Annotated in this window: 28 protein-coding genes; 11 read left to right on the top strand and 17 right to left on the bottom strand. The window is 60.2% G+C overall.

Going from position 1 to position 26,428, the window contains the following annotated elements; genetic code table 11:
• The first annotated feature begins 54 nt into the window (after positions 1-54).
• Positions 55-1,290: an aspartate kinase gene (locus J7412_RS15070; RefSeq protein WP_209079381.1), complete on the top strand. Its 1,236-nt coding sequence runs from the start codon at positions 55-57 to the stop codon at positions 1,288-1,290.
• Positions 1,291-1,342: 52 nt separating this feature from the next.
• Here J7412_RS15070 and J7412_RS15075 read toward each other — a convergent pair whose 3' ends face one another.
• Positions 1,343-3,184: a hypothetical protein gene (locus J7412_RS15075; protein ID WP_209079382.1), complete on the bottom strand. Its 1,842-nt coding sequence runs from the start codon at positions 3,182-3,184 to the stop codon at positions 1,343-1,345.
• A gap of 251 nt (positions 3,185-3,435) precedes the next feature.
• Between J7412_RS15075 and ptsP the strand changes: the two genes are divergently transcribed.
• Complete coding sequence (gene ptsP / locus J7412_RS15080; RefSeq protein WP_209079383.1) at positions 3,436-5,679, top strand: phosphoenolpyruvate--protein phosphotransferase; 2,244 nt, start codon at positions 3,436-3,438, stop codon at positions 5,677-5,679.
• 76 nt (positions 5,680-5,755) lie between these two features.
• Here ptsP and J7412_RS15085 read toward each other — a convergent pair whose 3' ends face one another.
• Genes J7412_RS15085 through J7412_RS15095 form a run of 3 tightly spaced genes read right to left on the bottom strand, consistent with a single transcriptional unit; the run spans position 5,756 to position 8,275 of the window.
• Positions 5,756-6,523, bottom strand: coding sequence for an EcsC family protein (locus tag J7412_RS15085; protein WP_209079384.1), 768 nt, complete (start codon positions 6,521-6,523; stop codon positions 5,756-5,758).
• 58 nt (positions 6,524-6,581) lie between these two features.
• Positions 6,582-7,739 (bottom strand): amidohydrolase, encoded by a 1,158-nt coding sequence (locus tag J7412_RS15090; protein ID WP_247743944.1) that lies wholly within the window; start codon positions 7,737-7,739, stop codon positions 6,582-6,584.
• 47 nt (positions 7,740-7,786) lie between these two features.
• Positions 7,787-8,275 carry an N-acetyltransferase gene (locus tag J7412_RS15095; protein WP_209079385.1) on the bottom strand — a complete coding sequence of 163 codons (489 nt, stop codon included), beginning with the start codon at positions 8,273-8,275 and terminating at the stop codon, positions 7,787-7,789.
• A gap of 93 nt (positions 8,276-8,368) precedes the next feature.
• Here J7412_RS15095 and J7412_RS15100 point away from each other — a divergent pair, with 93 nt between their 5' ends.
• Together J7412_RS15100 and J7412_RS15105 are read left to right on the top strand one after the other, a co-directional pair.
• Positions 8,369-8,977 (top strand): flavin reductase family protein, encoded by a 609-nt coding sequence (locus tag J7412_RS15100; RefSeq protein ID WP_209079386.1) that lies wholly within the window; start codon positions 8,369-8,371, stop codon positions 8,975-8,977.
• A 21-nt stretch (positions 8,978-8,998) separates the two neighbouring features.
• Complete coding sequence (locus tag J7412_RS15105; protein ID WP_209079387.1) at positions 8,999-9,631, top strand: CatB-related O-acetyltransferase; 633 nt, start codon at positions 8,999-9,001, stop codon at positions 9,629-9,631.
• A gap of 167 nt (positions 9,632-9,798) precedes the next feature.
• On the opposite strand, the gene J7412_RS15110 is transcribed toward J7412_RS15105, so the two are convergent.
• Positions 9,799-10,710 carry an AEC family transporter gene (locus J7412_RS15110; protein WP_209079388.1) on the bottom strand — a complete coding sequence of 304 codons (912 nt, stop codon included), beginning with the start codon at positions 10,708-10,710 and terminating at the stop codon, positions 9,799-9,801.
• Positions 10,711-10,835: 125 nt separating this feature from the next.
• Between J7412_RS15110 and J7412_RS15115 the strand changes: the two genes are divergently transcribed.
• Positions 10,836-11,216: a DUF805 domain-containing protein gene (locus J7412_RS15115; RefSeq protein WP_209079389.1), complete on the top strand. Its 381-nt coding sequence runs from the start codon at positions 10,836-10,838 to the stop codon at positions 11,214-11,216.
• Positions 11,217-11,295: 79 nt separating this feature from the next.
• Here the strand turns inward: J7412_RS15115 and J7412_RS15120 are convergent, their stop codons facing one another.
• Positions 11,296-12,969 carry a SulP family inorganic anion transporter gene (locus J7412_RS15120; RefSeq protein ID WP_209079390.1) on the bottom strand — a complete coding sequence of 558 codons (1,674 nt, stop codon included), beginning with the start codon at positions 12,967-12,969 and terminating at the stop codon, positions 11,296-11,298.
• A gap of 334 nt (positions 12,970-13,303) precedes the next feature.
• Here J7412_RS15120 and J7412_RS15125 point away from each other — a divergent pair, with 334 nt between their 5' ends.
• Together J7412_RS15125 and J7412_RS15130 are read left to right on the top strand one after the other, a co-directional pair.
• Positions 13,304-13,876, top strand: coding sequence for an invasion associated locus B family protein (locus tag J7412_RS15125; protein WP_209079391.1), 573 nt, complete (start codon positions 13,304-13,306; stop codon positions 13,874-13,876).
• A 125-nt stretch (positions 13,877-14,001) separates the two neighbouring features.
• The gene (locus J7412_RS15130) at positions 14,002-14,886 is read left to right on the top strand and encodes an S-methyl-5'-thioadenosine phosphorylase (protein WP_209079392.1); all 885 of its coding nucleotides are present in this window, start codon (positions 14,002-14,004) and stop codon (positions 14,884-14,886) included.
• A gap of 6 nt (positions 14,887-14,892) precedes the next feature.
• Here the strand turns inward: J7412_RS15130 and J7412_RS15135 are convergent, their stop codons facing one another.
• Entirely contained in the window at positions 14,893-15,654 is a 762-nt protein-coding gene (locus J7412_RS15135) for a hypothetical protein (RefSeq protein WP_209079393.1), read from the bottom strand.
• Between the two features lie 307 nt (positions 15,655-15,961).
• On the opposite strand from J7412_RS15135, the gene J7412_RS15140 reads away from it, so the two are divergent.
• A complete protein-coding gene (locus tag J7412_RS15140; protein ID WP_209079394.1) occupies positions 15,962-16,591 on the top strand; it encodes a LysE family translocator in 630 nt (209 codons plus the stop codon).
• 36 nt (positions 16,592-16,627) lie between these two features.
• Here J7412_RS15140 and J7412_RS15145 read toward each other — a convergent pair whose 3' ends face one another.
• A complete protein-coding gene (locus J7412_RS15145) occupies positions 16,628-16,852 on the bottom strand; it encodes a hypothetical protein (protein ID WP_247743945.1) in 225 nt (74 codons plus the stop codon).
• Between the two features lie 110 nt (positions 16,853-16,962).
• On the opposite strand from J7412_RS15145, the gene J7412_RS22035 reads away from it, so the two are divergent.
• The 3 genes from J7412_RS22035 (at position 16,963) to J7412_RS15155 (ending at position 18,184) form a co-directional block, all read left to right on the top strand.
• Positions 16,963-17,091 (top strand): hypothetical protein, encoded by a 129-nt coding sequence (locus tag J7412_RS22035; RefSeq protein WP_280637739.1) that lies wholly within the window; start codon positions 16,963-16,965, stop codon positions 17,089-17,091.
• 72 nt (positions 17,092-17,163) lie between these two features.
• Positions 17,164-17,703, top strand: a complete 540-nt coding sequence (locus J7412_RS15150) for an adenine phosphoribosyltransferase (protein WP_209063752.1) — start codon at positions 17,164-17,166, stop codon at positions 17,701-17,703.
• Positions 17,704-17,797: 94 nt separating this feature from the next.
• Positions 17,798-18,184, top strand: a complete 387-nt coding sequence (locus tag J7412_RS15155) for a VOC family protein (RefSeq protein ID WP_209079395.1) — start codon at positions 17,798-17,800, stop codon at positions 18,182-18,184.
• A 28-nt stretch (positions 18,185-18,212) separates the two neighbouring features.
• On the opposite strand, the gene J7412_RS15160 is transcribed toward J7412_RS15155, so the two are convergent.
• The 9 genes from J7412_RS15160 to J7412_RS15200 form a co-directional block, all read right to left on the bottom strand.
• A complete protein-coding gene (locus tag J7412_RS15160) occupies positions 18,213-19,616 on the bottom strand; it encodes an FAD-binding oxidoreductase (RefSeq protein WP_209079396.1) in 1,404 nt (467 codons plus the stop codon).
• Between the two features lie 73 nt (positions 19,617-19,689).
• On the bottom strand, positions 19,690-20,511 hold the full coding sequence (locus tag J7412_RS15165; protein ID WP_209079397.1) for an MBL fold metallo-hydrolase: 822 nt from the start codon (positions 20,509-20,511) through the stop codon (positions 19,690-19,692).
• Positions 20,512-20,781: 270 nt separating this feature from the next.
• Entirely contained in the window at positions 20,782-21,372 is a 591-nt protein-coding gene (locus tag J7412_RS15170; RefSeq protein ID WP_209079398.1) for a GNAT family protein, read from the bottom strand.
• Complete coding sequence (locus J7412_RS15175) at positions 21,372-22,634, bottom strand: pitrilysin family protein (RefSeq protein ID WP_209079399.1); 1,263 nt, start codon at positions 22,632-22,634, stop codon at positions 21,372-21,374. The genes J7412_RS15170 and J7412_RS15175 overlap by 1 nt, the downstream gene beginning before the upstream one ends.
• Positions 22,631-24,019 (bottom strand): threonine synthase, encoded by a 1,389-nt coding sequence (gene thrC, locus J7412_RS15180; RefSeq protein WP_209079400.1) that lies wholly within the window; start codon positions 24,017-24,019, stop codon positions 22,631-22,633. Before thrC ends, J7412_RS15175 begins: the two co-directional genes overlap by 4 nt.
• The gene (locus tag J7412_RS15185; RefSeq protein ID WP_209079401.1) at positions 24,016-24,702 is read right to left on the bottom strand and encodes an SURF1 family protein; all 687 of its coding nucleotides are present in this window, start codon (positions 24,700-24,702) and stop codon (positions 24,016-24,018) included. The genes thrC and J7412_RS15185 overlap by 4 nt, the downstream gene beginning before the upstream one ends.
• A 110-nt stretch (positions 24,703-24,812) precedes the next feature.
• The gene (locus J7412_RS15190) at positions 24,813-25,613 is read right to left on the bottom strand and encodes a cytochrome c oxidase subunit 3 (protein WP_209079402.1); all 801 of its coding nucleotides are present in this window, start codon (positions 25,611-25,613) and stop codon (positions 24,813-24,815) included.
• Between the two features lie 48 nt (positions 25,614-25,661).
• Positions 25,662-26,261, bottom strand: coding sequence for a cytochrome c oxidase assembly protein (locus tag J7412_RS15195; protein ID WP_209079403.1), 600 nt, complete (start codon positions 26,259-26,261; stop codon positions 25,662-25,664).
• Positions 26,261-26,428, bottom strand: a complete 168-nt coding sequence (locus tag J7412_RS15200; protein WP_058240054.1) for a hypothetical protein — start codon at positions 26,426-26,428, stop codon at positions 26,261-26,263. The genes J7412_RS15195 and J7412_RS15200 overlap by 1 nt, the downstream gene beginning before the upstream one ends.

A 26,428-nucleotide genomic window follows, 5' to 3' on the forward strand; every position in this document is an offset into this window, starting at 1 on the left:
CTCTCGCCCCCCAACCGCGTAAACCCCCTCCGACTTACGATTTAAGGACGCGCCATGCCCGTACTTGTGATGAAATTCGGCGGCACCTCTGTTGCCAACCTTGACCGCATCCGCCGCGCCGCCAAACGCGTCGGCGTGGAAGTGGCCAAAGGCTATGACGTCATCGTCATCGTCTCTGCCATGTCCGGGGAAACCAACAAGCTTGTGGGCTATGTCGATGAAACCTCCCCGCTTTATGACGCACGTGAATATGACGCCGTGGTCAGTTCCGGTGAAAACGTCACCGCAGGCCTGATGGCGCTGACCCTGCAGGAAATGGACGTACCGGCGCGCAGCTGGCAGGGCTGGCAAGTGCCGCTCAAAACCACCTCGGCCCACAGCCAGGCGCGCATCGAGGACATCCCGACCGACAACATCAACGCCAAATTTGGCGAAGGCATGCGTGTTGCCGTTGTGGCAGGCTTTCAGGGCATCTCCGAGGAAGGCCGCATCACCACCCTGGGCCGAGGCGGCTCTGACACCACAGCGGTGGCCTTTGCCGCCGCCTTTGAGGCAGAGCGTTGTGACATCTACACCGATGTGGACGGCGTCTACACCACCGACCCGCGCATCTGCCAAAAGGCGCGCAAACTCGACAAGATCGCCTTTGAAGAAATGCTCGAGCTGGCCAGCCTCGGCGCCAAGGTCCTCCAGACCCGCTCCGTGGAACTCGCCATGCGCAACCAAGTCCGGCTGAGGGTTCTCAGCTCTTTTGAAGAACAATCCGATGAAGCAGGCACGCTGGTCTGCGATGAGGAGGAAATAATGGAATCCAACGTCGTCTCCGGTGTCGCCTATTCGCGCGACGAAGCCAAAATGACCCTGCTGTCCGTGGCCGACCGCCCCGGCATCGCATCCATCATCTTTGGCTGCCTGTCTGACGCGGGCGTGAATGTGGACATGATCGTGCAGAACATCTCCGAAGATGGCCGCACCGACATGACCTACTCCCTGCCCACCGATCAGGTGAAACGCGCCGAAGCCGCGCTGGACGCCCTGAAATCCTCCGGTGGCCTGAACTTTGCCGAGCTGGTCATCGACGAAGAGGTCGCCAAGGTCTCTGTGGTTGGCATCGGCATGCGCAGCCAGTCCGGCGTGGCCGCCAAGGCTTTCAAAGTGCTGTCTGACGAAGGCATCAACATCAAAGTGATCACCACCTCCGAGATCAAAATCTCCGTGCTGATCGAGCGCAAATACATGGAACTGGCCGTGCAGGCCCTGCACGACGCTTTTGAGCTTGAGAAAGCGTAAGGCCACGCCCTCCACCCAAAATCAAAAGCCCGCCATCTGGCGGGCTTTTTTGTCAAAACTGTTCGAGCTCCCAATCCAGGAGTTCTTTCACATGCCGTTTAAGCGCATCACGCCGCCCAATATAGTTTCCCACCAGATCCTGCGCCTCGGTCGGGTCAGCCCCCTCGCAAAACAGGGCATCGCCGTCGTCATACGACACAATTTCCCCCTGCACTGAATAACACGCCCGCCAGTTGTAGTTGGCCGTTTTAGCGTCGAAGGGGGCACTAAACCGAAGCGTCTCCTCTCCCCATGTAGGAAGCTCAATGCGCTTCTCGTGCTTATGGATTTTCCCTGAGTGAGACACCTGATCAACCACCATAGCAAAGCTCACATCCGCAGGGCATTCATTGAAGACCTCGACTTCGAACACCCGCACAGAGATCCACTCCTCATTCACCCACTTGATACAGTCATCTGCACTCCGAAAATCGAAATCCCAACCGGTGACTTCATTCAATTCAGTGAACGCATATACACGGTCATCCATCAGGCGATCAAACGCCTCCCGCCAGGCGCGCATCGTTTCCGCATCCTCGCCACTCTCGCCGTGATGGTTTTGTTCAAACCGGGTGACCATTTCGGATTCGATCGTATCCGCAATAGCCTTCAAGAACCCAATGACGTTTGTGTTGTCCTCAGAGCCACGCCAGGCCAAAAAATTGTTTTCGTAGTTTATGGCCTGCGCATCCGAGATCACAAACAGCAACTTCTGCAACATCTCCAGCGCACGGGTTGACCAAAAGGCTTCCCCCTCTTCCCACCCAAGCTCGGCAGCCGTCATGGCAGCCTGAACCCCGCTTGCAAAGTCAGGTTCTGAGAGAAAGCCCATAATATCTTGCGGCACATCTATCCGAGCAGACGATAAAGCAGGTATGGTCAAAAAACCGCTGCGTCTTCCGTGAGAGTCCGCAAGGCGTTGCCCCCGCGCGATACTGCGCTCATAGGCCGCCACAGCCGCATCCGCATCGCGGATATCCAACGTTAAATCGCCATAAAGTGCACCTTGCTCAAAGGCCGCTTCTGTGGCGCTGCCAAAGGACTCTGCCTTGGCAAAGTACTGCAACGCCTTCCCATAATCCTCCGTCGGATTGTCGACATGGTAAGGCACTTCCGCGTCGCTATAGTATGGCTCTGCTCCGCTATGAAACTGCCCCAATTCAAACGCGGCATATTCTTGCTTCAGCGCAACGCCGCGCTCCAGAATCGCCAGCCCCTCGTTCAAAAAGCTCTGCTCCGCGCCTCCAGCATAGGTGTGCAAATACAGCCGCCCAGCCCAGACAATGGCCGCCGGAAAATCCGCATCCGCCGCTTTTTGGAGCACCGACCATTCCTCATTTGACAACCCCCGCTCCTCGCGATCCAGCAAAGCGTAGTACGCCATGAAATGCTTAAAATAGGCAGAGGGTTGCTCCGTGAGCCCAGCCATCGAGCACGACGAGAGCGCCTTTCGAAGATCGGCATCAGACAGATCAAACACCGGAAGATAAGCATCTTTGCGCAGATAACTCTCAACATCCCCAACCAGCGCATCACAGTTGCGCATTGCCTTTTCCAGCATGGCTGCCGACTGACTTGGCTCCGCACGCGATGCTGCCTCATCCGTCGCACTCTCATCCGCCGCCGCTTTCGGCTCCGCAGGCGCGCCGCCAAGCTGTGAGATCATGATCTTTGCCAAGCCGGCAAATGCGCCCTCTGGATAGTTTTCCAGATAAAGCTGCAGCATTTCGGCATTTTCGGATGTTTTGACCGTATCCCAAAACGCAAGCTCAGTGGGATCTGCGGTTTGTGCGGCCAATGTCAGAGAGCTCAAAGTTAGCGCTGTCGCCGCCAACAGCGATTTCACAATAGTCATCGTCAGGAAGTACTTCGTTGGTTTTAACTGCCTCAATTTAAACGCGAGGCAACTTCAGTTAACAATCCCCTAAATATGGAGAAGACTCCCGCGACCTCCTACCACGGGTGGCGGCGTGAAGTGACCAAAATCCATGCGAAGCCGGTAAGCTTCACAGCCTGCCCCACGGTAAGGTGCAGATAAAGCGTTTTGATTTCTGAGCGGTTGTGGTCTATTCGCAAGGTGAGCGACAACCAAGGACCACACCGTTTATGGCGCAAGATACCCAGACGGAAAGCCGCAAACTGCTGGGGCGGCTCAGAGACGCTTTGGCCGAAGACAGTGCCGGTCAGGAACGCCTCGACAAGATCACCAGCCTGATCGCCAGTTCGATGGGCACCGAAGTGTGCTCGATCTATCTGTTTCGTGATGATGAAACGCTTGAGCTCTGCGCCACCGAAGGTCTGAACCCCGAAGCGGTGCACCAGACCCGCCTGCGCGTGGGCGAAGGGCTTGTGGGCCGCGTGGCCCGCGCCTCCTCCGTGGTCAACACCGACGACGCGCCCAACGCCAAGGGTTTCCGCTATATGCCGGAAACCGGCGAAGAGATCTTTTCGAGCTTCTGCGGTGTGCCGGTGCAGCGACTCGGCGACAACCTTGGCGTTCTGGTGGTGCAATCCAAGGAAAAGCGCACCTTCTCGCTGGACGAAGTCTACGCGCTGGAGGTTGTCGCCATGGTGCTTGCGGAAATGACCGAGCTTGGCGCCTTCATCGGCGAAGGCGCGGCCATGAGCGCCCTGCACCAGCAATCAGAGATGTTTCGCGGCACCTCCGGCCAGGAGGGGGCTTCCGAGGGCCATGTCTGGCTGCATGAGCCGCGCGTGGTGGTCACCAACCCTGTGGCCGACGATCCCGAGGTCGAGCTGAAGCGCTTGAATGACGCGGTCGAAGAGCTGCGCGTGGGCGTGGACAAGATGCTTGATACGGCGGCCCGCGGTGACAAAGAACAGCTCGACGTGCTCGAAGCCTACCGCATGTTTGCCAATTCCAAAGGCTGGATGCGCCGCATGGAGCAGGACATCTCCCGCGGTCTCTCTGCTGAGGCAGCTGTGGAGATGGAGCAATCCGCCGCACGGTCCCGCATGGAACAGGTGACCGACGCCTACCTGCGCGAGCGTCTGCATGATCTCGATGATCTCTCAAACCGCCTGCTGCGCATCCTGACTGGTCAGGGCAGCGAAACCGGTGCGGAAATGCCTTCTGACCCGATCCTGATTGCCCGCAACATCGGCCCTGGCGAGCTGCTGGAATATGGCCGCAAGCTCAAGGGCATCGTGCTCGAAGAAGGCTCTGTTGGCAGCCACGCCGCCATTGTGGCCCGCGCGCTGGCGATCCCTTTGGTGATCCACGCCGACAAAATCACGACCGAAGCGCTCAATGGCGACCACATCATGGTCGACGGCGATCAGGGCATTGTGCACCTGCGCCCGGATGACACCGTAGTGACAGCCTTCCGCGACAAGATCGCCATGGCGACCCAGGCCCAGGAACGCTACGCCTCAATCCGCGACAAGGACGCGGAAAGCCGGGACGGCCAACTGGTGCATCTGCACATGAACGCGGGCCTTATGGCCGATCTGCCCTCCCTGCCCACCTCCGGGGCGGAAGGGGTCGGCCTGTTCCGCACCGAGCTGCAATTCCTGATCCGCAACCAGATGCCCAAACGCACCGAACTGGCGCAGCTTTATGGCCGCGTGATGGATGCGGCAGAGGGCAAGCGCGTTGTGTTTCGCACGCTGGACATCGGCTCTGACAAAGTGCTGCCCTATATGGCGCCCCAAGATGAGCCCAACCCGGCACTTGGCTGGCGTGCCGTGCGCGTCGCGCTCGACAAACCCGGCGTCATGCGCATGCAGCTTCAGGCGCTATTGCGCGGGGCCAAGGGCCGCCCGCTGACCATCATGTTCCCCTTCATCGCCCAATATGAGGAATACACCGCAGCCCGCGCCGAAGTGGACAAGGCAATGGAGCGTGAGCGTATTCTTGGACACCCTCTGCCGGAAACGCTGGAAGTGGGCGCGATGCTGGAAACCCCAAGCCTCGGCTTTGCCCCCAAGAAGTTCTATGAGGAGGTCGACTTCCTCTCCATCGGTGGCAACGATCTGAAGCAGTTCTTCTTCGCGGCCGACCGGGAAAACGAACGGGTCCGCCGCCGCTATGACACGTTGAATGTGAGCTTCCTGACCTTCCTTGAGGGCATCGTGAACCGCTGCATCGACACCGGCACGCCGCTCAGCTTCTGCGGCGAAGACGCAGGCCGCCCCATCGAGGCGGTGTGCCTTGCCGCCATGGGGCTGCGCCACCTCTCCATGCGTCCGGCCTCCATTGGTCCGGTCAAAAGCCTGCTGCGCCGCGTGGACCTCAGCGAGGTGCGCCGCGTGATCCATCAGGCGCGCGAACAAGGTGATCAATCCGTCCGCCCCGCCGTGATGGAGTATCTGCGCAACGGAAATTAAGGCTTAGGCTCGGAGCATCGCCTGCCCGTGGGGGCGGTCGGGCGCTACGCACCTTTGTTCCGGGCTAATGAAAGACCTAGTCCGTCCCCAGCCGCTTCCGCATCCCAGCCACCAGCACGTCCGGTGCAACATCCGCCTCCACAGCCAGCTTGCGCAGGCCAAAATGCACATGGGCGATGTCTTGGTAATAGCTGGTGTAGGCATAGTTCGTCGCCGCGCCGGCAGCGGCGCCAATCACCGGCACCGCCTGCGCCGCCAGCTTCTGCCCCAGCACGGGCGCCAGACGGGGCACAATCACCGCTGTCACCCATTTTGCGCCGCCCACCGCCAGCCCGGCGCGCTGCTCCAACATCGCCAGATCCGCGCCGCGGTCTTCCTCAAACGGCCCATTGGCCGCCAGCACACGCACACAATCAAAGCGCACGCTTTCTTTGGACGGATCAAACCCGTGCTGCACCGCAACGCCTTGGATAGCGCGCAGCAATACTGTCACCGTGATCGGGAGTTCCGCCAATGATGAGGTCACGCCCCCCACACCACCCGCCGCGCCCAGCGCCGCAGTGATAGAGGCGTTGATCCAATCCGGCTGATCCTTGATCACCCCACGGCTGCCATCGGCCCATTTCACCGCCTGCGTCAGAGCATATTCCGTCGCGCCACCAAGACCGGTCTGCACCTCTTGCGGCAGCGATTTCAACAAGCCGCCCACAGGGATGCCGAGCACACCAAGCACCTTCATCCCCAGCCCGCTTGCGCCCTGATACCGCTTGGCCAGCGCATCCAACTCGCGTTCCAGATCAATCTCACGCAGCGGCGCGTCCGGCAAAATCTCTACTTTGGTCATGGAGAATAGGTAGGCATCCCGCCCAAGGCTTCAACCTATGCTCTAGGCGCGCTTAGGCTCACGCCTCCAGCAGCTGTGTGATCAGGTTGAGAAACATATGGGTGCCGCGCGGGATCAAAGCATCGGGAAAGTCAAAGTCAGGATTGTGAAGCTGCGGCTGATCCACTCCGGAGCCCAGAAAAATCATCGCCGCGGTCGCGCCGTCCAGTCCGAAGCAGCCAAAATCCTCAGAAAACCGCATCGGCTCCGGCATCATCTCCACCGCCAGCCCCGTGGCCTGCGCGGCCCGCTGTGTCAGCTGAACCGCCTCATCCGCGTTGACCGTCGCGGCAAAAACATCATGCCAGGTGATCTCGGCCTGAAGCCCGTGGCGCAGGGCCGCCTCCGTCACAGCTGTTTCCGCCTCTTCGATCAACCCCTGCATGGTGGCATCACTCACACAGCGCAGCGTGCAGCGAATTTCGCCATCCCCCGGCGCAATGCCAAAGGTCGGCTCCCCGAGGCTGCAATGGGTCAGAGTGCAAAGGCGAAAGGCCTCATCCAGCGCGTCCCCACGGCTCAGCGCGGGCAAGGCGGTCATCAGCTCCGCCATTGCGCCTGCGGGAGACACGCCGTCCTCCGGCATGGCCGCATGAGAGCTTTTGCCCGCCAGCCTGATTTGCATCCCGCGTGAGGCGCAACAGGCCGTGCCCGCACAAAGCCCAACCGTGCCCAGCGCCAAGCCCGGCAGATTGTGAATGGCAAAGGCATAGTCTGGCTTCAGCGCAGACCACTGCGGATCATCCACCACCGCAGGCGCGCCCCTGCCAGTTTCCTCAGCGGGCTGAAACAGCAATATCACGCGGCCACGCGCCGGACGTTGGGCCAGCGCAAGCGCGCAGCCCATCACCATCGTCATATGCCCGTCATGCCCGCACACATGGCTTTTGCCATCAATCTGCGAACGGTAAGGCAAATCAGACACCTCATGGATCGGCAGGCCATCCAGCTCACAGCGGATCATCACGGTTGGCCCCGCCTCCTGGCCCTCAAAAGCCGCTGCCACCCCATGCCCACCAAGGCCGGTCCAGATCTGATCCGCCCCCGCTTGGCGCAATGCCTCCGCAATATGCGCGGCGGTCTGCGCCTCTTCACCGGAGATTTCAGGCGTCTCATGCAGCGCGTGGCGCAGCGCGGTCAGATCCGCAATCTGCTTGGTGGTCAGCTCATATGACATGGGTTTACCCCCTATTTTGGCCCCAACAGCGCGTTTTTTTTCAGGCCTCAGCCAGCCACGCTTTCAACATCCCCCGCGATGTCCTCCCAAGCGCCGTCCACCAGCGCCCGTCCCAGCACACGCTCCGGGTTGGTCGGCGGCGGCATCACAACATCTGCAAGCTTCTCAAACCCAAAGCGGCGGTAGTATGGCGCATCGCCCACCAGCATCACCCGCTCCCAGCCCAAAGGGGCGGCGCGGCTCAGACTGTCTTCGATCAGCAAACCGCCCAGCCCTTCGCCCTGATGGGTCGGGTGCACCGCCACAGGCCCCAAGAGCAAGGCCTTTACGTCGCCAATCTTCACAGGCCAGTACCGGATCGCGCCCGCCAGAATGCCATCCACATCCCGCGCCACCAGCGACAGCCCGGCCACAGGGTCCACCCCATCGCGCAACCGGTAAGAACTCAGCGCCTCACGCCCCGGCGCAAAGCAGAGGTCATACAGCGCCTCTACCTCCCACCAATCCTCACCTGTCTCCACTGCCAGCGTGAACACCGCCCGCTCCCTGCCCGATTGTGACGTCTTTTTACGGTTCCCTCGCCCCTAACATGGCGCTACGACTTCCTGCAAACCAATAAGGGAAACCTCATGTTCTATCAGCCAAAGGACGGCCACGGCCTCCCGCACAACCCGTTCAAAGCGATCATCACCCCGCGCCCGATTGCATGGGTGTCGACGCAAGATGCAAACGGCGCGCGCAACCTCGCGCCTTATTCGTTTTTCAACGGTCTCGCAGACAACCCGCCGCAGGTGATGTTTGCCTCCACCGGGGCGAAACCCGATCAGGCCGAGGGCAAGGACAGCCTCTCCAACATCCGCGCCACCGAGGTGTTCTGCGTAAACATCGTTGCCTCTGACATGCGCGATGCGATGAACATCTCCACCGATGGCTTTGACAAAGACGTGGACGAGTTTGAGAAAGCCGGTCTGGAAGCGGCCGAGTGCGACACCATCGCCTGCCCCCGCCTCATCGGCGCACCGGCTTCGCTGGAATGCCGCATGACCCAGATCGTGCCGCTCTTGGGGGAAAACAACTTTATGGTTCTGGGCGAAGTCACCGGCGTGCATCTGCGCGACGACTGCCTTGTGGACGGCATCTTTGACGTGACCACCTTCCGCCCCCTCGCCCGCCTTGGCTACAAAGACTACTCGGTGGTCGACAACACATTCACGCTGGCCCGCCCCGGCCAAAGCTGACCCCAACACACGGAGAGCCCCATGCCCCTGCCCGATCCAACCCTGCCGCACCCCATCGTGCTCCCGGATGGATCACGCCACGCAGGCACGGTTTTGCTCTCCGCTGTGATTGAACAGCCCAACTTCTCGGTCGGAGACTTCACCTATGCCTCTGACTTCGCACCGCCTGAGGACTGGGCCACCCATCTGGCCCCCTACCTCTTCCCGTTTTCGCAAGAAAAGCTGCAGATCGGGAAATTCTGTCAAATCGCCCATGGGGTGCGCTTCATCACCGCCTCAGCCAATCACGCCATGGATGGGCTGAGCTGCTATCCCTTTCCGATTTTTGGTGAAACCGTGCCCGAAGGCTATCAGCCCGATAAGCGCGACACGGTTGTGGGTCATGACGTCTGGCTCGGCTACGGCGCGATGGTGCTGCCCGGCGCGCAGATCGGGCATGGCGCGATCATCGGCGCAGGCGCGGTGGTGCGCGGCACAGTGCCGCCCTACGGGATCGTGACAGGCAATCCCGGCACAGTGGAACGCAAACGCTTTGATGAGGCCACAATTGCCCGCCTTTTGGAGGTCGCTTGGTGGGATTGGCCACAGGACCGCATCGAAGCCGCCGTCCCCGCGATCATGGCGGGAGATGTTGAAGCACTAGAACGCGCTTGAGTTTCGCAGGGCATCGCCCGACCGAAGGTGGGCGACCATCTGGCACAAGCTGCCACTTTATCTCTCTAATCATTCTTGCGTTTTTTGGATGCTGAGACCTTGCAAAATCGCCCGCCCATGCGGTCGGTCGGGCGATGCCCGGCGGCGCTTCGCGCCTTTGTTCCGGGCTAAAACACCACCTCCACCAAGGTGATCCAAAGCGTCAGGCTCACCGCACCCAGCAAAGTTGTCTGCGCCACCAAAGTCGCCGCCAGCTCCCGATCCGCCCCAAAGCCCGCCGCCAGAACATGCGCCGCACTTGCGGTGGGCAGGGCGGCCCAGACCACCATCGCCGCGGCCACGCCACTCTCAAGCCCCAAGGCCAAAGCGACCGCCAGCGCGCTTGCAGGCATCACAACCAGCTTGGTGGCACATATCGCTCCGCTGAACCGGTCCAGCCGCGCCAGCGCCCCCCAGTTCATCGTCGCCCCCACCGAGATCAACGCAATCGGAATGGCCGCCGCCGCAAGCAACTCCAATGGTGCCAACACCGGCCCCGGTATGCGCAGCCCCGACAAGCCCACGATCACGCCACTCAGCGACGCCAGCAAAAACGGGTTCAGCGCCACCTTGCGCAGTGTACCCCAGAGCCCAAGGCTGCCGCCCCGGCTCAGCACAATCACCGCCAGCGCATTGGCCATCGGCACCCCCATGCCCACCACCACAGCCATTTCGCCCACGCCCGCCGCGTCGGTGGTGGCCACCGCGATAAACGCCAGTGCCGTGTTGGTCCGCCAGGAAGTCTGCCACCCGGCCGCAAAATCCCGAAAGGCCTCCGGCCCAAACGGGCGCGCCAGATAGCCCACGCCCAGCGCCACCGCCAGCAGCCCCCAGACGATGGGCGCAATCGCCGCCACCTGCGCGAGCTCAAGCGGGCGCTGGCTGGCCGCCACAAACAAGAGCGCCGGAAAGAGGATTTCAAAGTTGAGCCTGTCCAGCCCCTGCCAGGCATTCACCGAGAGACGCCCGCGCACCACACCGCCCAAAACCACCAGAAGAAACGACGGCAACAGCCCGATCAGAATAGCAAAAAACGGCATCATGCCTCCCAAGACCTACCAGAGCTGTGTAGCGGACTTCAGTGCGTTCTGCTTCCGGGAATTTGCACTAGCACAGGTATTAAAAAAATATTAATGACCAAAATATTCAACTATTAGGAGCAGAAATGTCCAAGCCCGTCTTTCAAGATATCTTTTCCTTTTCCGGCCGCCGCAACCGCAAAAGCTACTTCCTTTTCGTTCTGACCATGGTGATCATCTCCATGGTTCTGAGTGCCGTTATTGCCGCTTTGGCAACGGCAACCGCGGGCCTCGGCCTCATCCTTCTGGTGCTGATCCTGCCGCTCTTCGTGGCAAGCTGGGCCGTCGGCAGCCAGCGCTGCCGTGACTTCGGCTGGACCGGCTGGGCCATCCTGATCACCATCATTCCGGGCATCGGCATTCTGTTTGCCCTCGCGCTTCTGTTTGTCCCCGGCACACAGGGCGACAACCGCTACGGCCCGGACCCACTCGGCGGTCCTGCCGGTGGCGATCTTCAGGCCGCATAATCAAAGCCTCTCCAAACAAAAAGGGCTGGCCCATCGGCCAGCCCTTCTTCTTTTCCGCACTGTTTCCGCTCAGAAGCGGTCAGTGTCCACCGCTCAGCACGCCTGTGCGCACCGAGTAATCCACGGCAATTTCATATTCCGGGTCATCGTCGCTATCCACCATCAGGTGGCCTGCCTTGCTCAGCAGCTCATGACAATCCCGGCTCAGGTGACGCAGCACCAGCTGCTTGCCCGCCTCTTCATACTTTGCCGCTACGGCCTCAATCGCCTGCAATGCCGACTGGTCCACCACGCGGGAGCGGGCAAAATCCACGATCACATGCGCCGGATCGTTCTCGATCTCAAACAGCTCGGCAAAACCATCCGCAGAGCCAAAGAACAGCGGCCCTTCGATCTCATAGACCTTCGCACCCGGATCAGACTCGCTCTCGCGGGTGTGGGCATGGATGCGGCGCGCGTTCTGCCAGCTATAGGCCAGAGCGCTCACGATCACCCCGACAACCACCGCCACAGCGAGGTCTTCCAGCACGGTCACAACCGTCACCAGCACGATCACAAAGGCGTCCATGCGCGGCACACGGCGCATAATCTTGAAGCTGTTCCAGGCAAAAGTGCCGATCACCACCATGAACATCACGCCCACCAGCGCGGCCAGCGGAATACGTTCGATCAGCGGGCTTGCCACCACGATGAACGCCAGCAGGAACAGCGCCGCCGCGATACCGGCGATCCGTGTGCGGCCACCGGACTTCACGTTGATCATCGACTGACCAATCATCGCACAGCCGCCCATGCCACCAAAGAAGCCGGTCACCACATTGGCTGTGCCCTGCGCGATACACTCCTGGCTCGCGCCACCGCGCTTGCCGGTCATTTCGCCCACAAGGTTCAGGGTCAGCAGGCTCTCGATCAGGCCGATGGCTGCAAGGATCACCGCGTAAGGCAGGATGATATAAAGCGTTTCGAGATTAAACGGTGCCAGCATCGCAGGCGGGTAGATGCCTTCGCCCTCACCAAACGGGATGTGGAAGCTCGGCAGACCACCGGAGATGGAAGCCATATCGCCCACGGTTGGCACGTCAATGCCAAGACCAATCACCAGGATCGCCGTAATGCCAATGCCCGCCAGCGGTGCCGGAACAATTTTGGTCAGTTTGGGCAGCCCCCAGATGATCACCATGGTCAGCGCCACCAGCCCGAGCATCATAAACAGCTGCGGCCCGGCCAGCCACTCACCGCCACCGGCGCCATGGCCTGTGTTCACGATGGTGTCCGGATCTTTGAACTGTGTCAGCTGCGCGAGGAAAATCACAATCGCCAGACCGTTCACAAAGCCCAGCATCACCGGATGCGGCACAAGGCGGATGAACTTGCCCCAATGCATCACCCCGGCAAAGACCTGCAAAATCCCCATCAGGATCACGGTCGCAAAGAGGTATTCCACGCCATGTTCGGCCACCAAGGCGACCATCACCACGGCCAGCGCACCGGTTGCGCCGGAGATCATACCCGGGCGGCCACCGATCAGCGCGGTGATCAGCCCCACAAGGAAGGCCGCATAAAGGCCCACCAGCGGGTGCACCCCTGCCACAAAGGCAAAGGCCACCGCTTCAGGCACCAGCGCCAGCGCAACCGTCAGGCCCGAAAGCACCTCGGTCTTGATCCGGCTCGGGGTGAACCCCTCATCTTGCATGATGGAAAGGTTGGGAGGAGAAATATTCTTGGCCAGCATGGCCAACGCCGCGCGTCTCATATGGCTACCTACGTCTGTCAGGGAATGTTCGCTGTTGTGGCCTCCCTAACGGGTTTGAGCCTTGCAAACAATAGCGGGCACCTGCGGCGCAGGCTCGGGTGGGCATTTCCACAACGCTTAAGGGCACATAGGCTTGGCTCTGCTGCCAAAACCGGCATCCTCTCGGGCGCACAACGCGGCCCTGATCACAAACTCCTGTTGTCACGTGATTGGACAATGCACGCCTTTGGGGAGAAGCTGTCGCCAGTTTCGCCCACTCACTCTGCCACCACTCACGTCCCCACCACTCACACGCCACCACTCACGCCCTCCCCGTCTTGCCAAAGGACCCACCATGCGCTGGCTCATCGCACTGCTTCTTGCCGCTTCTCCCCTGGCCACTTCCCCCCTGGCCGCTCAGGATCAGGACGGCAACGACCGCCCCTCCAACTGGCGCGTCACCCACCATGAGATCCACGACATCTGGAACACCATCTGTGACGAGCGCGACGAAAGCGGCACCCTCGCCCAGCGCTGCTACATCCGCCGCGTCGATGTCTTCTCCCCACAGCCGAAATTTGCCGCACAGTTCTTCTTCCTCACCCCAGGTGCCGAGAGCGGCTATGACATCGAATTTGGCATGGAACTCGGCACGCTGACCGCCCCCGGCAACTTCAGGATTGAACGCGATCAAACCTCCGTCTGGCACACCAACCGCGTAGGATGCCTCACCGGGGCTGGCTGCCGCTTTGGCGGCGCGGCGGCCGATACGCTGGTTCAGGAAATGCGCGCAGGCGGCGATCTACGCTTCACCTTCCGCGACCGCCACGGCACTTCGCAGGATCTGACATGGCCGCTCACAGGCTTTGAAGCCGCTTATACGGACTATGTCGCCCAGCTGTCTGAGCGCGGATTGCAAACGCCTTAAACAGCGCCATGTGCTGGCGCGCGCACCAAAGCCTCTGACAGAGCGGCGACACCCGCGCCTTTTCCTTGCAATTCCGCGGCCCGCCGCCCAAGACTGCCTCCAACATCTGGAACTGGGAGACAGCCATGACTGAGGCCACCAAAGAGACCATGATCGCCGTGATCGGCGGCTCCGGAATTTATGACATCGACGGGCTGGAAGACGCCAAGTGGCAGGCGGTCGAAAGCGCCTTCGGCACCCCGTCTGACGAAATCCTGACCGGTCGGCTTGAAGGCGTGAAAATGGCCTTCCTGCCGCGTCATGGCCGCGGCCATGTCTACACGCCTTCCTCCGTGCCCTACCGCGCCAACATCGACGCGCTCAAGCGCCTTGGCGCCACCGACGTGATCTCGGTTTCCGCCACAGGCTCTTTCCGCGAGGAAATGGCGCCGGGCGATTTTGTTGTTGTGGATCAATTCATTGACCGCACTTTTGCACGTGAAAAATCCTTCTTTGGCCCCGGCCTTGTGGCGCACGTCAGCGTCGCGCACCCAACCTGCCCACGCCTCTCTGAAGCCTGCTTCACGGCAGCCAAAGACGCAGGCATCAACGTGCACAAGGGCGGCACCTATCTCGCCATGGAAGGCCCGCAGTTCTCCACACTCGCGGAAAGCAAAATGTACCGCGAAAGCTGGGGCGCGGATGTGATCGGCATGACCAACATGCCCGAAGCCAAACTCGCACGCGAAGCCGAGCTCTGCTACGCCTCCGTTGCCATGGTCACCGATTATGACAGCTGGCATCCCGAACACGGCGAAGTGGATGTGTCCGAGATCATCAAGATCCTGATGGGCAATGCTGACAAAGGCCGCAACATGGTGCGCCGCCTCCCCGCCCTTCTGGGCGCGGAGCGCGCACCTTGCGAACACGGCTGTGACCGCGCGCTGGAATTTGCGATTTTGACAGCCCCGGACAAACACGACCCGGCCATGGTCGAGAAACTCAACGCAGTGGCCGGGCGTGTTTTGTAAGCTGGGTCAGCTTTCAGAAACGGTTTCGGTGACAGAGACCGTCACCCGCTGAATGACATTCAGCTTCCGTTTGACAACAGTGGTCCACGGGTGGGAACTGCCTTCGCATTTCTGCCCGTTGGCCCCCGCCGCCGCATCGGTGTATTCGATTCCAAATTCGTCAAACTTCTTTGGCGTGACGAAATTGGAGTACTCGGCGAAAGACACGGCCACCGTCTGCACGTTGATCGCGCCGCTGTCCTGCAGCATCACCTGATTGAGCACTTTCTCAACGGTGCAGGCCTTATACCCCTTTGACAGATGCCAAGCCATGTCATGCTCGCAGTTGGGATCGTCAAAGTTCTTGGCCGTATCCTTGAGATTGGTGATGGCCGCATTGCGCCCCACAAACTCACGGCCTTCATAAGCTGCAAGAGTGTCACCCGCCACGGCCAGCGTTTTCTCCGCGTCGGATCCAAACACCGTTTTCACCAGCGCAATGGATTTCACATAGCTCGGGAAATCTTGCCGCAGTTGATTGTAATATATCGACTTTTCAACCGGCCCCGTATGGATGCTGGCAATATCAAAGTCGCAAATCCGCGTGACCTTGCCATTGGGGGAAACAGCCACAACGCTGCCCGGTGTCAGGCGAATGGGGTTGGTGTCAAAGTCCAATTCATGAAAGGCGTAAATGTCCTCCTCGGTGACATTGGTGAACCAGGAAAAAGCGAAGAGACCAGCGACAACCACCACGGCCATCGACAGCACGGTTTTTAACAGTTTCATGATACACCCCTACTTAGAACAGCAACTGCCATCACCACATGGGTAATGGGTGTCAGGGCAGCCCTGTGCGTGAACAGGGGTGATCAGGGTGAAGGCAAAAACGGCAGCCAGAAGAAATTTTGTCATAACAAACCTCACTAAAACGCAACAAAACAAGGTCTATCGTATCACAAAATCGCAAATTCGTCGCGTCTGGGTATCCTGACCCGCTTTTACCCCGGCACACAGCCCCCGCTCTTGCAACTTGGATTGGGCGTAGACACAGTGCTCCCACGCACACCACACCAACGCAGAAAGCGCCTGCCCCATGCCCTTTGACCTCTGGCTGACCTTTGTCGCCGCTTCAACCGCGCTCTTGCTGATCCCCGGCCCCACCATCCTTCTGGTGCTGAGCTACGCGCTCACTCAAGGGCGGCAGGTGGCTGTGGCCACAGCGGCTGGTGTGGCTCTGGGTGATCTGATCGCCATGTCGGCCTCTCTCTTGGGGCTTGGCGCCATTGTGCTGGCCTCCGCGACGGCCTTCACGGTGCTGAAATGGGTCGGGGCTGTCTACCTGCTGTGGCTCGGCTTCAAGATGCTGCGCAGTGCAGGCACAACCGATCTGGGGGATCTTGCCAAAGGCAGCGATCTGCCCGCGCGCGGCGTGTTTGGCCATGCCGCCGCCGTCACGGCCCTCAACCCCAAGAGCATCGGCTTCTTCATCGCCTTTGTGCCGCAGTTCATCACGCCGATCGCGCCCATGCTGCCGCAATTCGCCATTCTGATCGCAACTTTTGTCACCCTCGCCGCGCTCAACGCGCTGGCCTATGCGCTTCTGGCAGACAAAATGCGCAGCCGCATTTCGCGCCCTGCCGTTCTGCGCTCTCTCACCCGTCTGGGTGGGGCAACCCTCATGGGCATGGGCGTGCTCACGGCCACCTTGAAGCGCGCAAGCTAAAGCGCGCGCCAATAAGCACAGACGCAGCGCCCCACCTTAGGCGCTGTTTTTCTTGAGAAACTTGCGGATAAACCCGCGGATTTCCCGCGCGGCGCTGGTGTCGAGCTCTTTGCACAGCTCCACAAAGGCGTCGCGCTCTTCTTTATCAAGCCGCAAAATCAGCTGACTGTCCTTCTTGGCTTTGGACTTTTCCTTGGCCTTCGCTTTTGCCTTCTTGCTCGAAGACACAGCCCCTGCCTCTGATTTACCCTGATCTGCCACCTTAACCCCCTGGTAAGGAATACCTTGATATTCTGAAGAGCGTATATACGTTAAATATACATAGTCCAGAAAATTCTAAAAAGCAGAAGCAGTTAACGAAAGGACATGCGATGAATCTCTACACCGCCAAAACTCTGTTGGTGAATGATCGCTTGGATTGGCACAAACCGCACGCCCGCTGGCTCACCAACGCCATGTACCGCCTGCGCCGCTACAAAGGCTCGGCAAAACGTCAGTAACCTCCTCTTGCGAAATCTTGCGGTATTGGGCAGATGTGAGCCGTCACATAAGCACCATTTTTGAGGGACCTCATGCCCAAAGCCGCCAATGTCAAAGACTACATCCGCACCATCGTGGACTTCCCCCATGAGGGCATCATGTTCCGCGATGTCACCACGCTGTTTGCCGACCCGCGCGGCTTTCGCATGGCGATTGACCAGATGCTGCACCCCTATGCGGGCACGCGTATCGACAAGGTGGTCGGGCTTGAAGCACGAGGCTTCATCCTCGGTGGCGCGATTGCCCACCAGCTGAGCGTCGGCTTTGTGCCGATCCGCAAAAAGGGCAAGCTGCCCGGCACCACCATCTCCCAGGACTACAAACTGGAATACGGCGAAGCCATCGTGGAAATCCACGATGACGCCATCCAGCCGGGTGAAAAGGTTCTGGTGGTGGATGATCTGCTGGCCACCGGCGGCACCGCAGAGGCCGGCATCAAGCTGATCGAGCGTCTGGGCGGCGAAATCATCAGCTGCTCTTTCATCATCGACCTGCCGGAACTCGGCGGCCGTGAAAAGCTCGAAGCCATGGGAATGGACGTCTCCGTGCTTTGCGAGTTTGAAGGCCTGTAAACTCCGCTTCGGCAAAGCCTGAAAACAACAAACGGCTTCATCGACAGCTTGAGACTGCCTAAGGTGGGATCAGACCTGTGCGATGGAGCCGCTTTTGCTTGATCACATCACTTTTGGCGTCACCGATTTTGCGCGTTCCGTCGCGTTCTATGACCGCGTCTTCAAACCCCTCGGCATCACACGCCTCTTCACCGTGCCGCCTGAGCACACAGACGGCATTCGGGTCACCGGCTACGGCGACACCCGCCCATTTTTCTGGATCGCCGAAGAAGACGCCACACGGGGCAAACTCCACATTGCCCTAACCGCTCCAGATCGCGCCTGCGTGGATGCCTTCCATGCTGCGGCCCTTGAAGCCGGTGGCAAGGACAACGGCGCGCCCGGTCTTAGACCGCACTATCACCCAGACTACTACGCCGCCTTTGTTCTCGATCCAGACGGCCACAATATTGAGGCGGTTTGCCATCTACCCTTGGGGTGAGGTCCCCAAAAGGTTCTGGCGGCGCGCCCTAAAGCACCGCACCAGGGTTCATGATCCCGGCTGGATCCAGCGCGGCTTTGATGGCGCGCATTGCGGCCAATCGCGCCGGGTCCCCGTATTTCTGCAAGGCCGCGACTTTCATCCGTCCCACCCCATGCTCTGCACTGAACGAGCCGCCATAGCTGTGCACGAGGTCATAGACCGCCTCACTCACGCTGTGGCGAATGTTGTCATAGTCATGCCGGTTGCCACCTTTGGGCGGAAAGACATTGTAGTGCAGATTGCCGTCACCCAGATGGCCAAAACAGTTGATCCGGAATGGGCCAAAACTCTCAACCTTGGCATTCGCCTCCACAATGAAATCCGGCAAGGCGCTCAGCGGCAGCGAAATGTCATGGCTCGCCACTGAGCCGATCTTCTTGTTGGCAATCGGGATATGCTCCCGCAGGCTCCAGAATTCTGCGCGCTGCGTTTCGCTTTGCGCGATCAGCCCATCGCGCACCAGCCCCGCTTCCAGTGCTGCCACAAACAACGCCTCCAGCGCCGCATCCGCGCCGTTTTGCAGGCCCAGCTCGATCAGCACAGACCACGCGGGCGGCGTCTCAAACGGCAGGCGCACATCCGGCAAGGTCTCCGCCACAAAATGCATCCCCTGAGCGCTCAGCAGCTCAAAGGCGCTCACGCCTTCGCCAACCTGATCACGCGCCAAAGCGAGCAGTCGCAGCGCCGCTTCCGGATCTCTGACCTGCAAGATCGCCGTGCCAACCGAACGTGGTCGCGGAAAAAGCTTCAGCGCCGCGCCGGTGATCACCCCCAAGGTGCCTTCTGCCCCCACCAGCAGATTGCGCAGGTCATAGCCCGTGTTGTCCTTGCGCAGCCGCGTCAGCCCGTTCCAGATCTCGCCATTGGGCAGCACCGCCTCCAGCCCAAGGCAGAGGTCGCGTGTATTGCCATAGCGCAGCACGTTGAGCCCACCGGCGTTGGTCGAGAGATTGCCACCAATCCGGGCGGAGCCTTCAGAGCCCAGCGAGAGCGGAAACAGCCGGTCCGCAGCCTCTGCAGCCTGTTGGATCTCGGCCAGAATGGCACCGCCATCCGCGACCAGCACATTCTCCAACGGATGCACGGCGCGGATGCGATTCATCCGTTCAAGCGACAGCACCACCGGCGCCGGACCTTCGATTTTTATCTGCCCCCCCACAAGCCCCGTGCCGCCGCCATAGGGCACCAGCGGCACTTGCGCCGCCGCACAGGCTTTCACAATGACAGAAACCTCCTCAGTACTGCGCGGCAGGGCCAACACACCGCCACCGCCAAAGAACCGCCCGCGCGGCTCTTCCAGATACCGCGCCTCAGGCGCACGCAACGTGTCTGCGGGCAGCGTAGCGGCAAGACGGTCAGCAAAGGCGGGGGTTGCGGCTTGTAATGTCATGCCAAAGACATACGGGAGCCTGCCTCCCCCGTCCAGAGCGCAGCCTGCAAAGAGCGCGCCGTCCCTCTTGCCCTCACTCCGGGTCTTGCAGAAAGCGGGGCATCAGCACCTTGATGGTCGGCTGTTTCGGTAAATCTCTCAGGCTCACGGTCAGCGAAGACCCGGCATTGCGCTCAATCAGGTATTCATCTGACATGCCGGTCAAAAACGCTTCCAGCGTCCAGCTCTCAAACCAATGCATCGGGATCACCACCTGCGCCTTCAGATTGCGCAGCACCCGCATCATGGTCACCACATCAAGGCTCATGCCGCCATCCACCGCCGCCATCACCACATCCATCCGCCCCAGCGCCGCGTATTGCGCCGGATTTGGTTCGTGGTGCAAATGGCCCAGATGGCCGATGCACAGCCCCGCCACCTCAAAGACAAAGATCGAATTGCCCTTTTCCTCGACCCCGCCATAGCTGCGAATGTCGGTTGAGACATTGCGCACCAGCATGGAGCCTAGATCAAGGTGGTGCTCAATGCCCAGCCCATAGTCTCCCCAGCCCGGCAAAACATGCGGGATCGCGGGATCGGGATTTGCCGTCCAATGGGTGCTGTGCGCATGGTTCATGGTGACCACATCCGGCACAAAATCCGTGGCGCCCAGAAAACCGGTATAATCGGTCACCACATCAATGCCGTCATGGCTCTGGATCAGAAATGAGGCGTGGGAGATATAGTTGATGCGCACCGCATGTTCGGCCACTGGATCGCGAAAGGAGGCTTTGTGCAGATAGGTGATCCCCGGCGCTTCCGCCAAGGCGATGCAATGGCTTGGCCGTCGATCCTGTGCCTCTGCGGCTCCGACCCAAAGCGCCAATGCCGCGCCCAATCCGATGAGAATTCGCATTCTGCCTGCCTCCCTGTGGCTCGCAATTGAACCGGAGCATAGCAGAAATCGCGCCGCCTCGCGCGCGTACATTTCAGGCAGCCCGAGGAGCCTTCATTCTGCTTAAAGCACTTAGCGTTTTAACTGGGTATATGGATCGCTTTTCGCGTTCGACCGAAGGGAGAGGCAGCGAACAAGCGATGCAAGTCAAACGCAAAGTGCTCTGAAATACTCTGGGGGAGACACATCGCAGATGTGGCAGGGGCAAAGCCCCCAAACGCGCCCAAGTCCTCAGACCTGCCCCGCAAGGGTGCGCCCACGCCGGTCATGGCGCAGTGCGGCGTAAAGCACGTGGGTGCGCCAGCGGCCGTTGATCTGCAGATAGCTCTGCGCCACACCTTCGTATTTGAAACCGGATTTCTCCAGCACCCCGCGGCTGGCGACGTTTTCAGGCAGACAGGCGGCTTCGATGCGGCTCAGATCAAGCCGCGTGAAGGCATGGTGCACCACCGCCTCAATCGCCTCGCTCATATAGCCATTGCGGGCAAAGGCCTGCCCCACCCAATAGCCCAGCGTGCCCGCCTGTGCAGGCCCGCGCCGGATATTGTCGAGCGTGATCGCCCCCAACAGCGTTTCATCCGCGCGCCGAAAGATAAACAGCGGCACCGCCGTATCCCCGGAGATCGACCGCTGCGCCCAGTAAACCCGATTGGTAAAGCTCTTGCGGCTCAGATGGGTGCTGGCCCAGACCGGCTCCCACGGGGTGAGGAAATCCTCACTCTCGCTGCGCAGCGCGGCCCATTCGCGAAAATCCGCGTGAATCGGCGGACGCAGGGTCAGCCGATCGGTCTCGATCCGCACCTTGCGCCGCGTCATCAACATCAGGCAGCACGCCTTTCTTCCAGCGTCTCAAGCGCCGGTGCACCGGACACAGGACCATAAAGCGCCATGGCACTGCGGGCCTTGGTGGCCATCTGCTCGGCAAAGGCGCGCACATCCGCGTCGCTCACCGCATCAATGCGTGCAACGGTTTCTGTCAGCTCCGGGATCTTGCCCCAAATTGCCAGCATCCGCGCCAGACGTTCTGCGCGGCTTGACGGGCTCTCAAGCCCCATCAGCAGGCCCGCTTTCATCTGTGTGCGTGCCCGCGCGATCTCTTTGGCGGACATGTCCTCCGCCGCGCGCTTCAGCTCATCAATGGTGATCTCGGCCAGCTCCGCAATCTGGCTGCCAGAGGTGCCCGCATAGATCGTCGTCATGCCGGTGTCCGCATAAGCGCCGGTCTGGGCAAAGATCGAATAACACAGCCCGCGCTTCTCGCGCACTTCCTGGAACAGGCGGCTCGACATGCCGCCACCAAGAGCCGTGGAATAGATCTGCGCCGTGTAGATATCCGGGCTGCAATAATCCGGGCTTTCAAAGCCAATCGCAAAATGCGCCTGTTCCAGCGCCTTTTCGGTGCGGTATTCGCCACCGGCAAACTGCGCCGGAACCACCTCAATCGCCGGTCCCCGCTCCAGATGGCCAAACATCTCTTCTGCGAGGCGCACGATCTCTTCGTGGTCCACGCCGCCAGCCGCCGCAAGGATCATGCGCTCCGGCCTGTAGTGCTCTGCCACAAACCCTGCGAGGTCTTCGCGGCCAAAACGGCGCACGTGGTCGCCCTCGCCCAGAATGGTGCGGCCAATCGGCTGATCCGGATAGGCGCGCTCCTGCAGCCAGTCAAAGACCACATCATCCGGCGTATCCAGCGCCTGACCGATCTCCTGCAGGATCACACCGCGTTCCACCTCGATCTCGTTGGGATCAAAGATCGGGTTCAGCACAATGTCGCCCACCACATCCATGGCCAGCGCCACATCGTCTTTCAGAACGCGCGCGTAATAGGCTGTGACCTCGCGGCTGGTGTAGGCGTTGATATAGCCGCCCACATCCTCGATCGTCTCCGCGATCTCCAGCGCATTGCGCCGCTTGGTGCCTTTAAACGCCATATGCTCCAGAAAATGGGCGATGCCGTTTTGCGGCGCGCGCTCATGGCGCCCGCCTGCGCTCACCCAGATGCCAATCGAGGCGCTTTCCAGCCCCGGCATGTGTTCTGTTGCGATGCGAAACCCGTTGGAAAGGGTGTGAAGTTGAACTGTCAACGTTGTGCAATCCGTTCCTGTACCAGCGCTTCCAGCGCCTTGAGATCATTTGGAACGCGGGTCACGCGCTCTTCTTTGTCCATCATATCCGCCATATGTGGCGGAAGTGCGGGCCGTGCCCCCATCGCCGCCTCCACCGCATCCGGGAATTTTGCCGGATGGGCCGTGGCCAGCGTGACCATGGGTGTTTCGCCCAGATAGGCATTCGCAACCTTCACGCCAACCGCAGAATGCGGACAGAGCACCTCACCACAGGCGCCAAAGACCCCGGTGATGGTGGCATTAGTCTCCTCTTCAGAGGCCCGCCCGCTGTCAAAGTTTTCGCGCAGCGCTTCCATCGCGCCTTGACTGATCGCAAAAGAGCCGTCTTTCAGCTCTTCCATGAGCTGCGCCACGGCACCGCCATCACGGCCATAGGCATCAAACAGCGCGCGCTCAAAGTTGGAGCTCACCTGAATATCCATAGAGGGGCTGATCGACGGGGTCACACCCTCTTTGGTATAGGCCCCGCTTTCCATGGTGCGGTGCAGAATGTCGTTCTGGTTGGTCGCAATCACCAGCCGGTCAATCGGCAGGCCCATCTTCTTGGCGATATAGCCTGCGAAGATGTCGCCAAAGTTGCCGGTCGGCACGGTGAAGCTCACCTTGCGGTGCGGCGCGCCAAGGCTCACGGCAGAAGTGAAGTAATATACCACCTGCGCCAGCACCCGCGCCCAGTTGATCGAGTTCACACCGGCCAGCTTCACACCGTCGCGGAACTCAAAGTCATTGAACATGTCTTTCAGGCGCGCCTGACAATCGTCAAAATCACCATCGAGCGCCAGCGCGTGCACATTGCTGTCTGCGGGCGTGGTCATCTGCTTGCGCTGAATGTCAGACACACGGCCATGCGGGAACAGGATGAACACATCCACATTGCTCAAGCCCCGGAAGGCCTCAATCGCGGCAGAGCCGGTGTCGCCAGAGGTCGCACCCACGATGGTCACACGCTCATTGCGGCGCGCCAGCGAGAATTGGAACAGCTGACCAATCAGCTGCATGGCGAAGTCTTTGAACGCCAGTGTCGGGCCGTGAAACAGCTCCATCAGGAAGTGGTTGGGCGCCAGCTGCACCAGCGGCGCGCGCGCTTCATGGCGGAAGTTGGCATAGGCCCGCGCGATGATGCCTTTGAATTCCTCATCGGTGAAGGCATCGCCCACAAAGGGGCGCATCACGGTGAAAGCCACCTCTTCGTAAGTCTTCCCGGCCATGGCCGCGATCTCTTCCGCGCTCAGCGTCGGGATGGTCTCAGGCACATAGAGCCCGCCATCACGCGCGAGACCGGTCAGCATCGCCTCCTCAAAGCTCAGCTCCGGGGCGTTTCCGCGGGTCGAAATGTATTTCACGTCTCTTCAGCCTTTTTGGTTTTGCGCATCCGGCGCAGGTAATACAGCGTCATCGCCACCCAGACAATCGCCAGTCCGAACCATGTGATGACATATTCAAGGTGATTGTTGGGAATGGCAGCGCCATCCACTGGCAGCGGCGTGACTTTGGGCGCATTTTCGCTGATCTTGCGCACCACAACCAGCACCGGCTCCGCATCCAGCGCTGCCGCCATCTCTGCCACATCTCGGGCAAACCAGATGTTTGCCGCCTGATCATTTTCGGGGGTGAAGCTGTCCCGCTCGTCCGGCCAGTGCAGGTTGCCGGTGATGTCTGCGTCAAAGGACGGGCGCGCCATCTCTTTGTTTTCCGCCTTCACCCAGCCGCGATCCACCATGATCCGGCGGCCATCGGCGGTCTCAAAGGCGCTGACAATCCGGTAAACCGCCCCCACTTCACGGGTGCTGGCAAGCAGGTGGATTTCATCCGACGTGACCCTGCCCCGCACGGCAATCGGCAGATAGCGGTCCTGCTCGGGATCCACAGCCTCTGGCAAAGCCACCGGCGCGCTCGCAATCCGCGCCGCGATGTCGGCCAGAACACCCTCTTTCCACGTCAGCCGTTGCAACTGCCAAGTGCCCAGCGACACCAGCACAACCGTGCCCAAGATGCCAAAGAACAGCGGCAGGATCAGACGGCGCAAAGAGGTGGTCCTTTCAAAGAAAAATCGCGGCAGGAACACCCACCGCGATTTGCTTTAATCTTATCCGCGCTACAGGATCAACCTTTTGTGGCGCGGCATATCGGAGCGGCTTACTGACCCCAGATGTAGACGGCTGCGAAAAGGAACAGCCAGACCACATCCACAAAGTGCCAGTACCAGGCTGCCGCCTCAAAACCAACGTGGTGGTCCTTAGTGAAATGTCCTGCATTCAGGCGCAGCAGGCACACCAGCAAGAAGATCGTACCAATGATCACGTGGAAGCCGTGGAAACCGGTCGCCATGAAGAAGGACGCGCCATAGATATTGCCAGCAAACCCAAAGGCCGCGTGGCTGTACTCATAAGCCTGGAACACGGTGAAGATCGCGCCCAGTGCCACAGCGATGATCAGGCCCCACTTCATGTCCTGACGGTTGTCTTCATGCGCCAGCGCGTGGTGCGCCCAGGTCGCGGCACAGCCGGAGCACAAGAGGATCAGCGTGTTGATCAGCGGCAGGTGCCAAGGGTCAAAAGTCTCGATGCCCGCAGGTGGCCACACGCCATCCACAGCAGGGCTTTCCGGCCCCATCGGGTACATCGCATGTTTGAAGAAGGTCCAGAACCAAGCGGCAAAGAACATCACTTCGGACATGATAAACAGGATAAAGCCGTAGCGCAGACCAATCTGCACAACAGGGGTGTGATCGCCGACTTTGCTTTCCGCAACCACATCGGCCCACCAGCCAAACATGACGTAAAGCACGGCCACCAGACCGATCAGGAACACCCAAGGGCCGCTGTCATGCATCCAGAGCACAGCCCCAAAGAGCATGAAGAAGCCGCCCACAGAGCCCAGGAATGGCCACCAGGAGGGGGCCAGAATGTGATAATCGTGATTTTTAGCGTGCGCCATAATAGTTATTCCCTCGTTGGCCGGCTTGCTTTCTTGTCGTTTTGCCCGTCAGTTTCGTTCAGTTGCGCCCACATCTGTCAGATCGACAGAAGCCTCCCCCGCCAGCGCGGCGAGTTCCTCGGGCAATTCGGTTTCATAAAAAGTGTACCCCAAGGTGATCACCTTGATGTATTTCGCGTCCCGGTCATCCACGATCTCAGGATCCACAAAGAAGCTCACTGGCATGGTCACCCGTTCGCCGGGCTGCAACACCTGCTCCTCAAAGCAGAAACAGTCGATCTTGGTGAAAAACCCACCGGCATCATACGGCGCCACATTGTAGCTTGCGGTGCCTGCCACCGGACGGTCAGTCGGGTTGTAGGCTTCGTAAAACGCCAGTCCGGTCTCGCCGATGCGCACTTCCATCTCGCGCTGCATGGGCTTGAAATCCCATGGCATATCCCGATCCAGAGAGGCGTCAAACCGCACCTTGATGGTCTTGTCCAGAATGACATCACTGCCCGCCTCAGCGGTGTTGGTCACCCCGCCAAATCCGGTCACCCGGCAGAACCAGTCGTAAAACGGCACCGACACCCACGCGAGGGTTCCCATCAACGCAACAACGCCAACGGTCTGCACCAGCGTTTTCGTTTTTGGGTCCATCGCCATCACTGCCCCCTCTGGATGCTGGCATTCTCCGGCTCATAATCGCCGCGTGTCACCTTCACGACCGTCAGGCCGAAAACGATCACAATGAAGCTCACAAGCACCAGCGCCACCCCGAGGTTGCGCCCAAATCTGCGCTTGTGTAGTTCATGCTCCTCCCGAAAACTCAT

Origin of the sequence: Shimia sp. R9_3 (assembly GCF_017743755.1) — a bacterium.
In the GTDB taxonomy this organism is placed as follows: domain Bacteria; phylum Pseudomonadota; class Alphaproteobacteria; order Rhodobacterales; family Rhodobacteraceae; genus Shimia.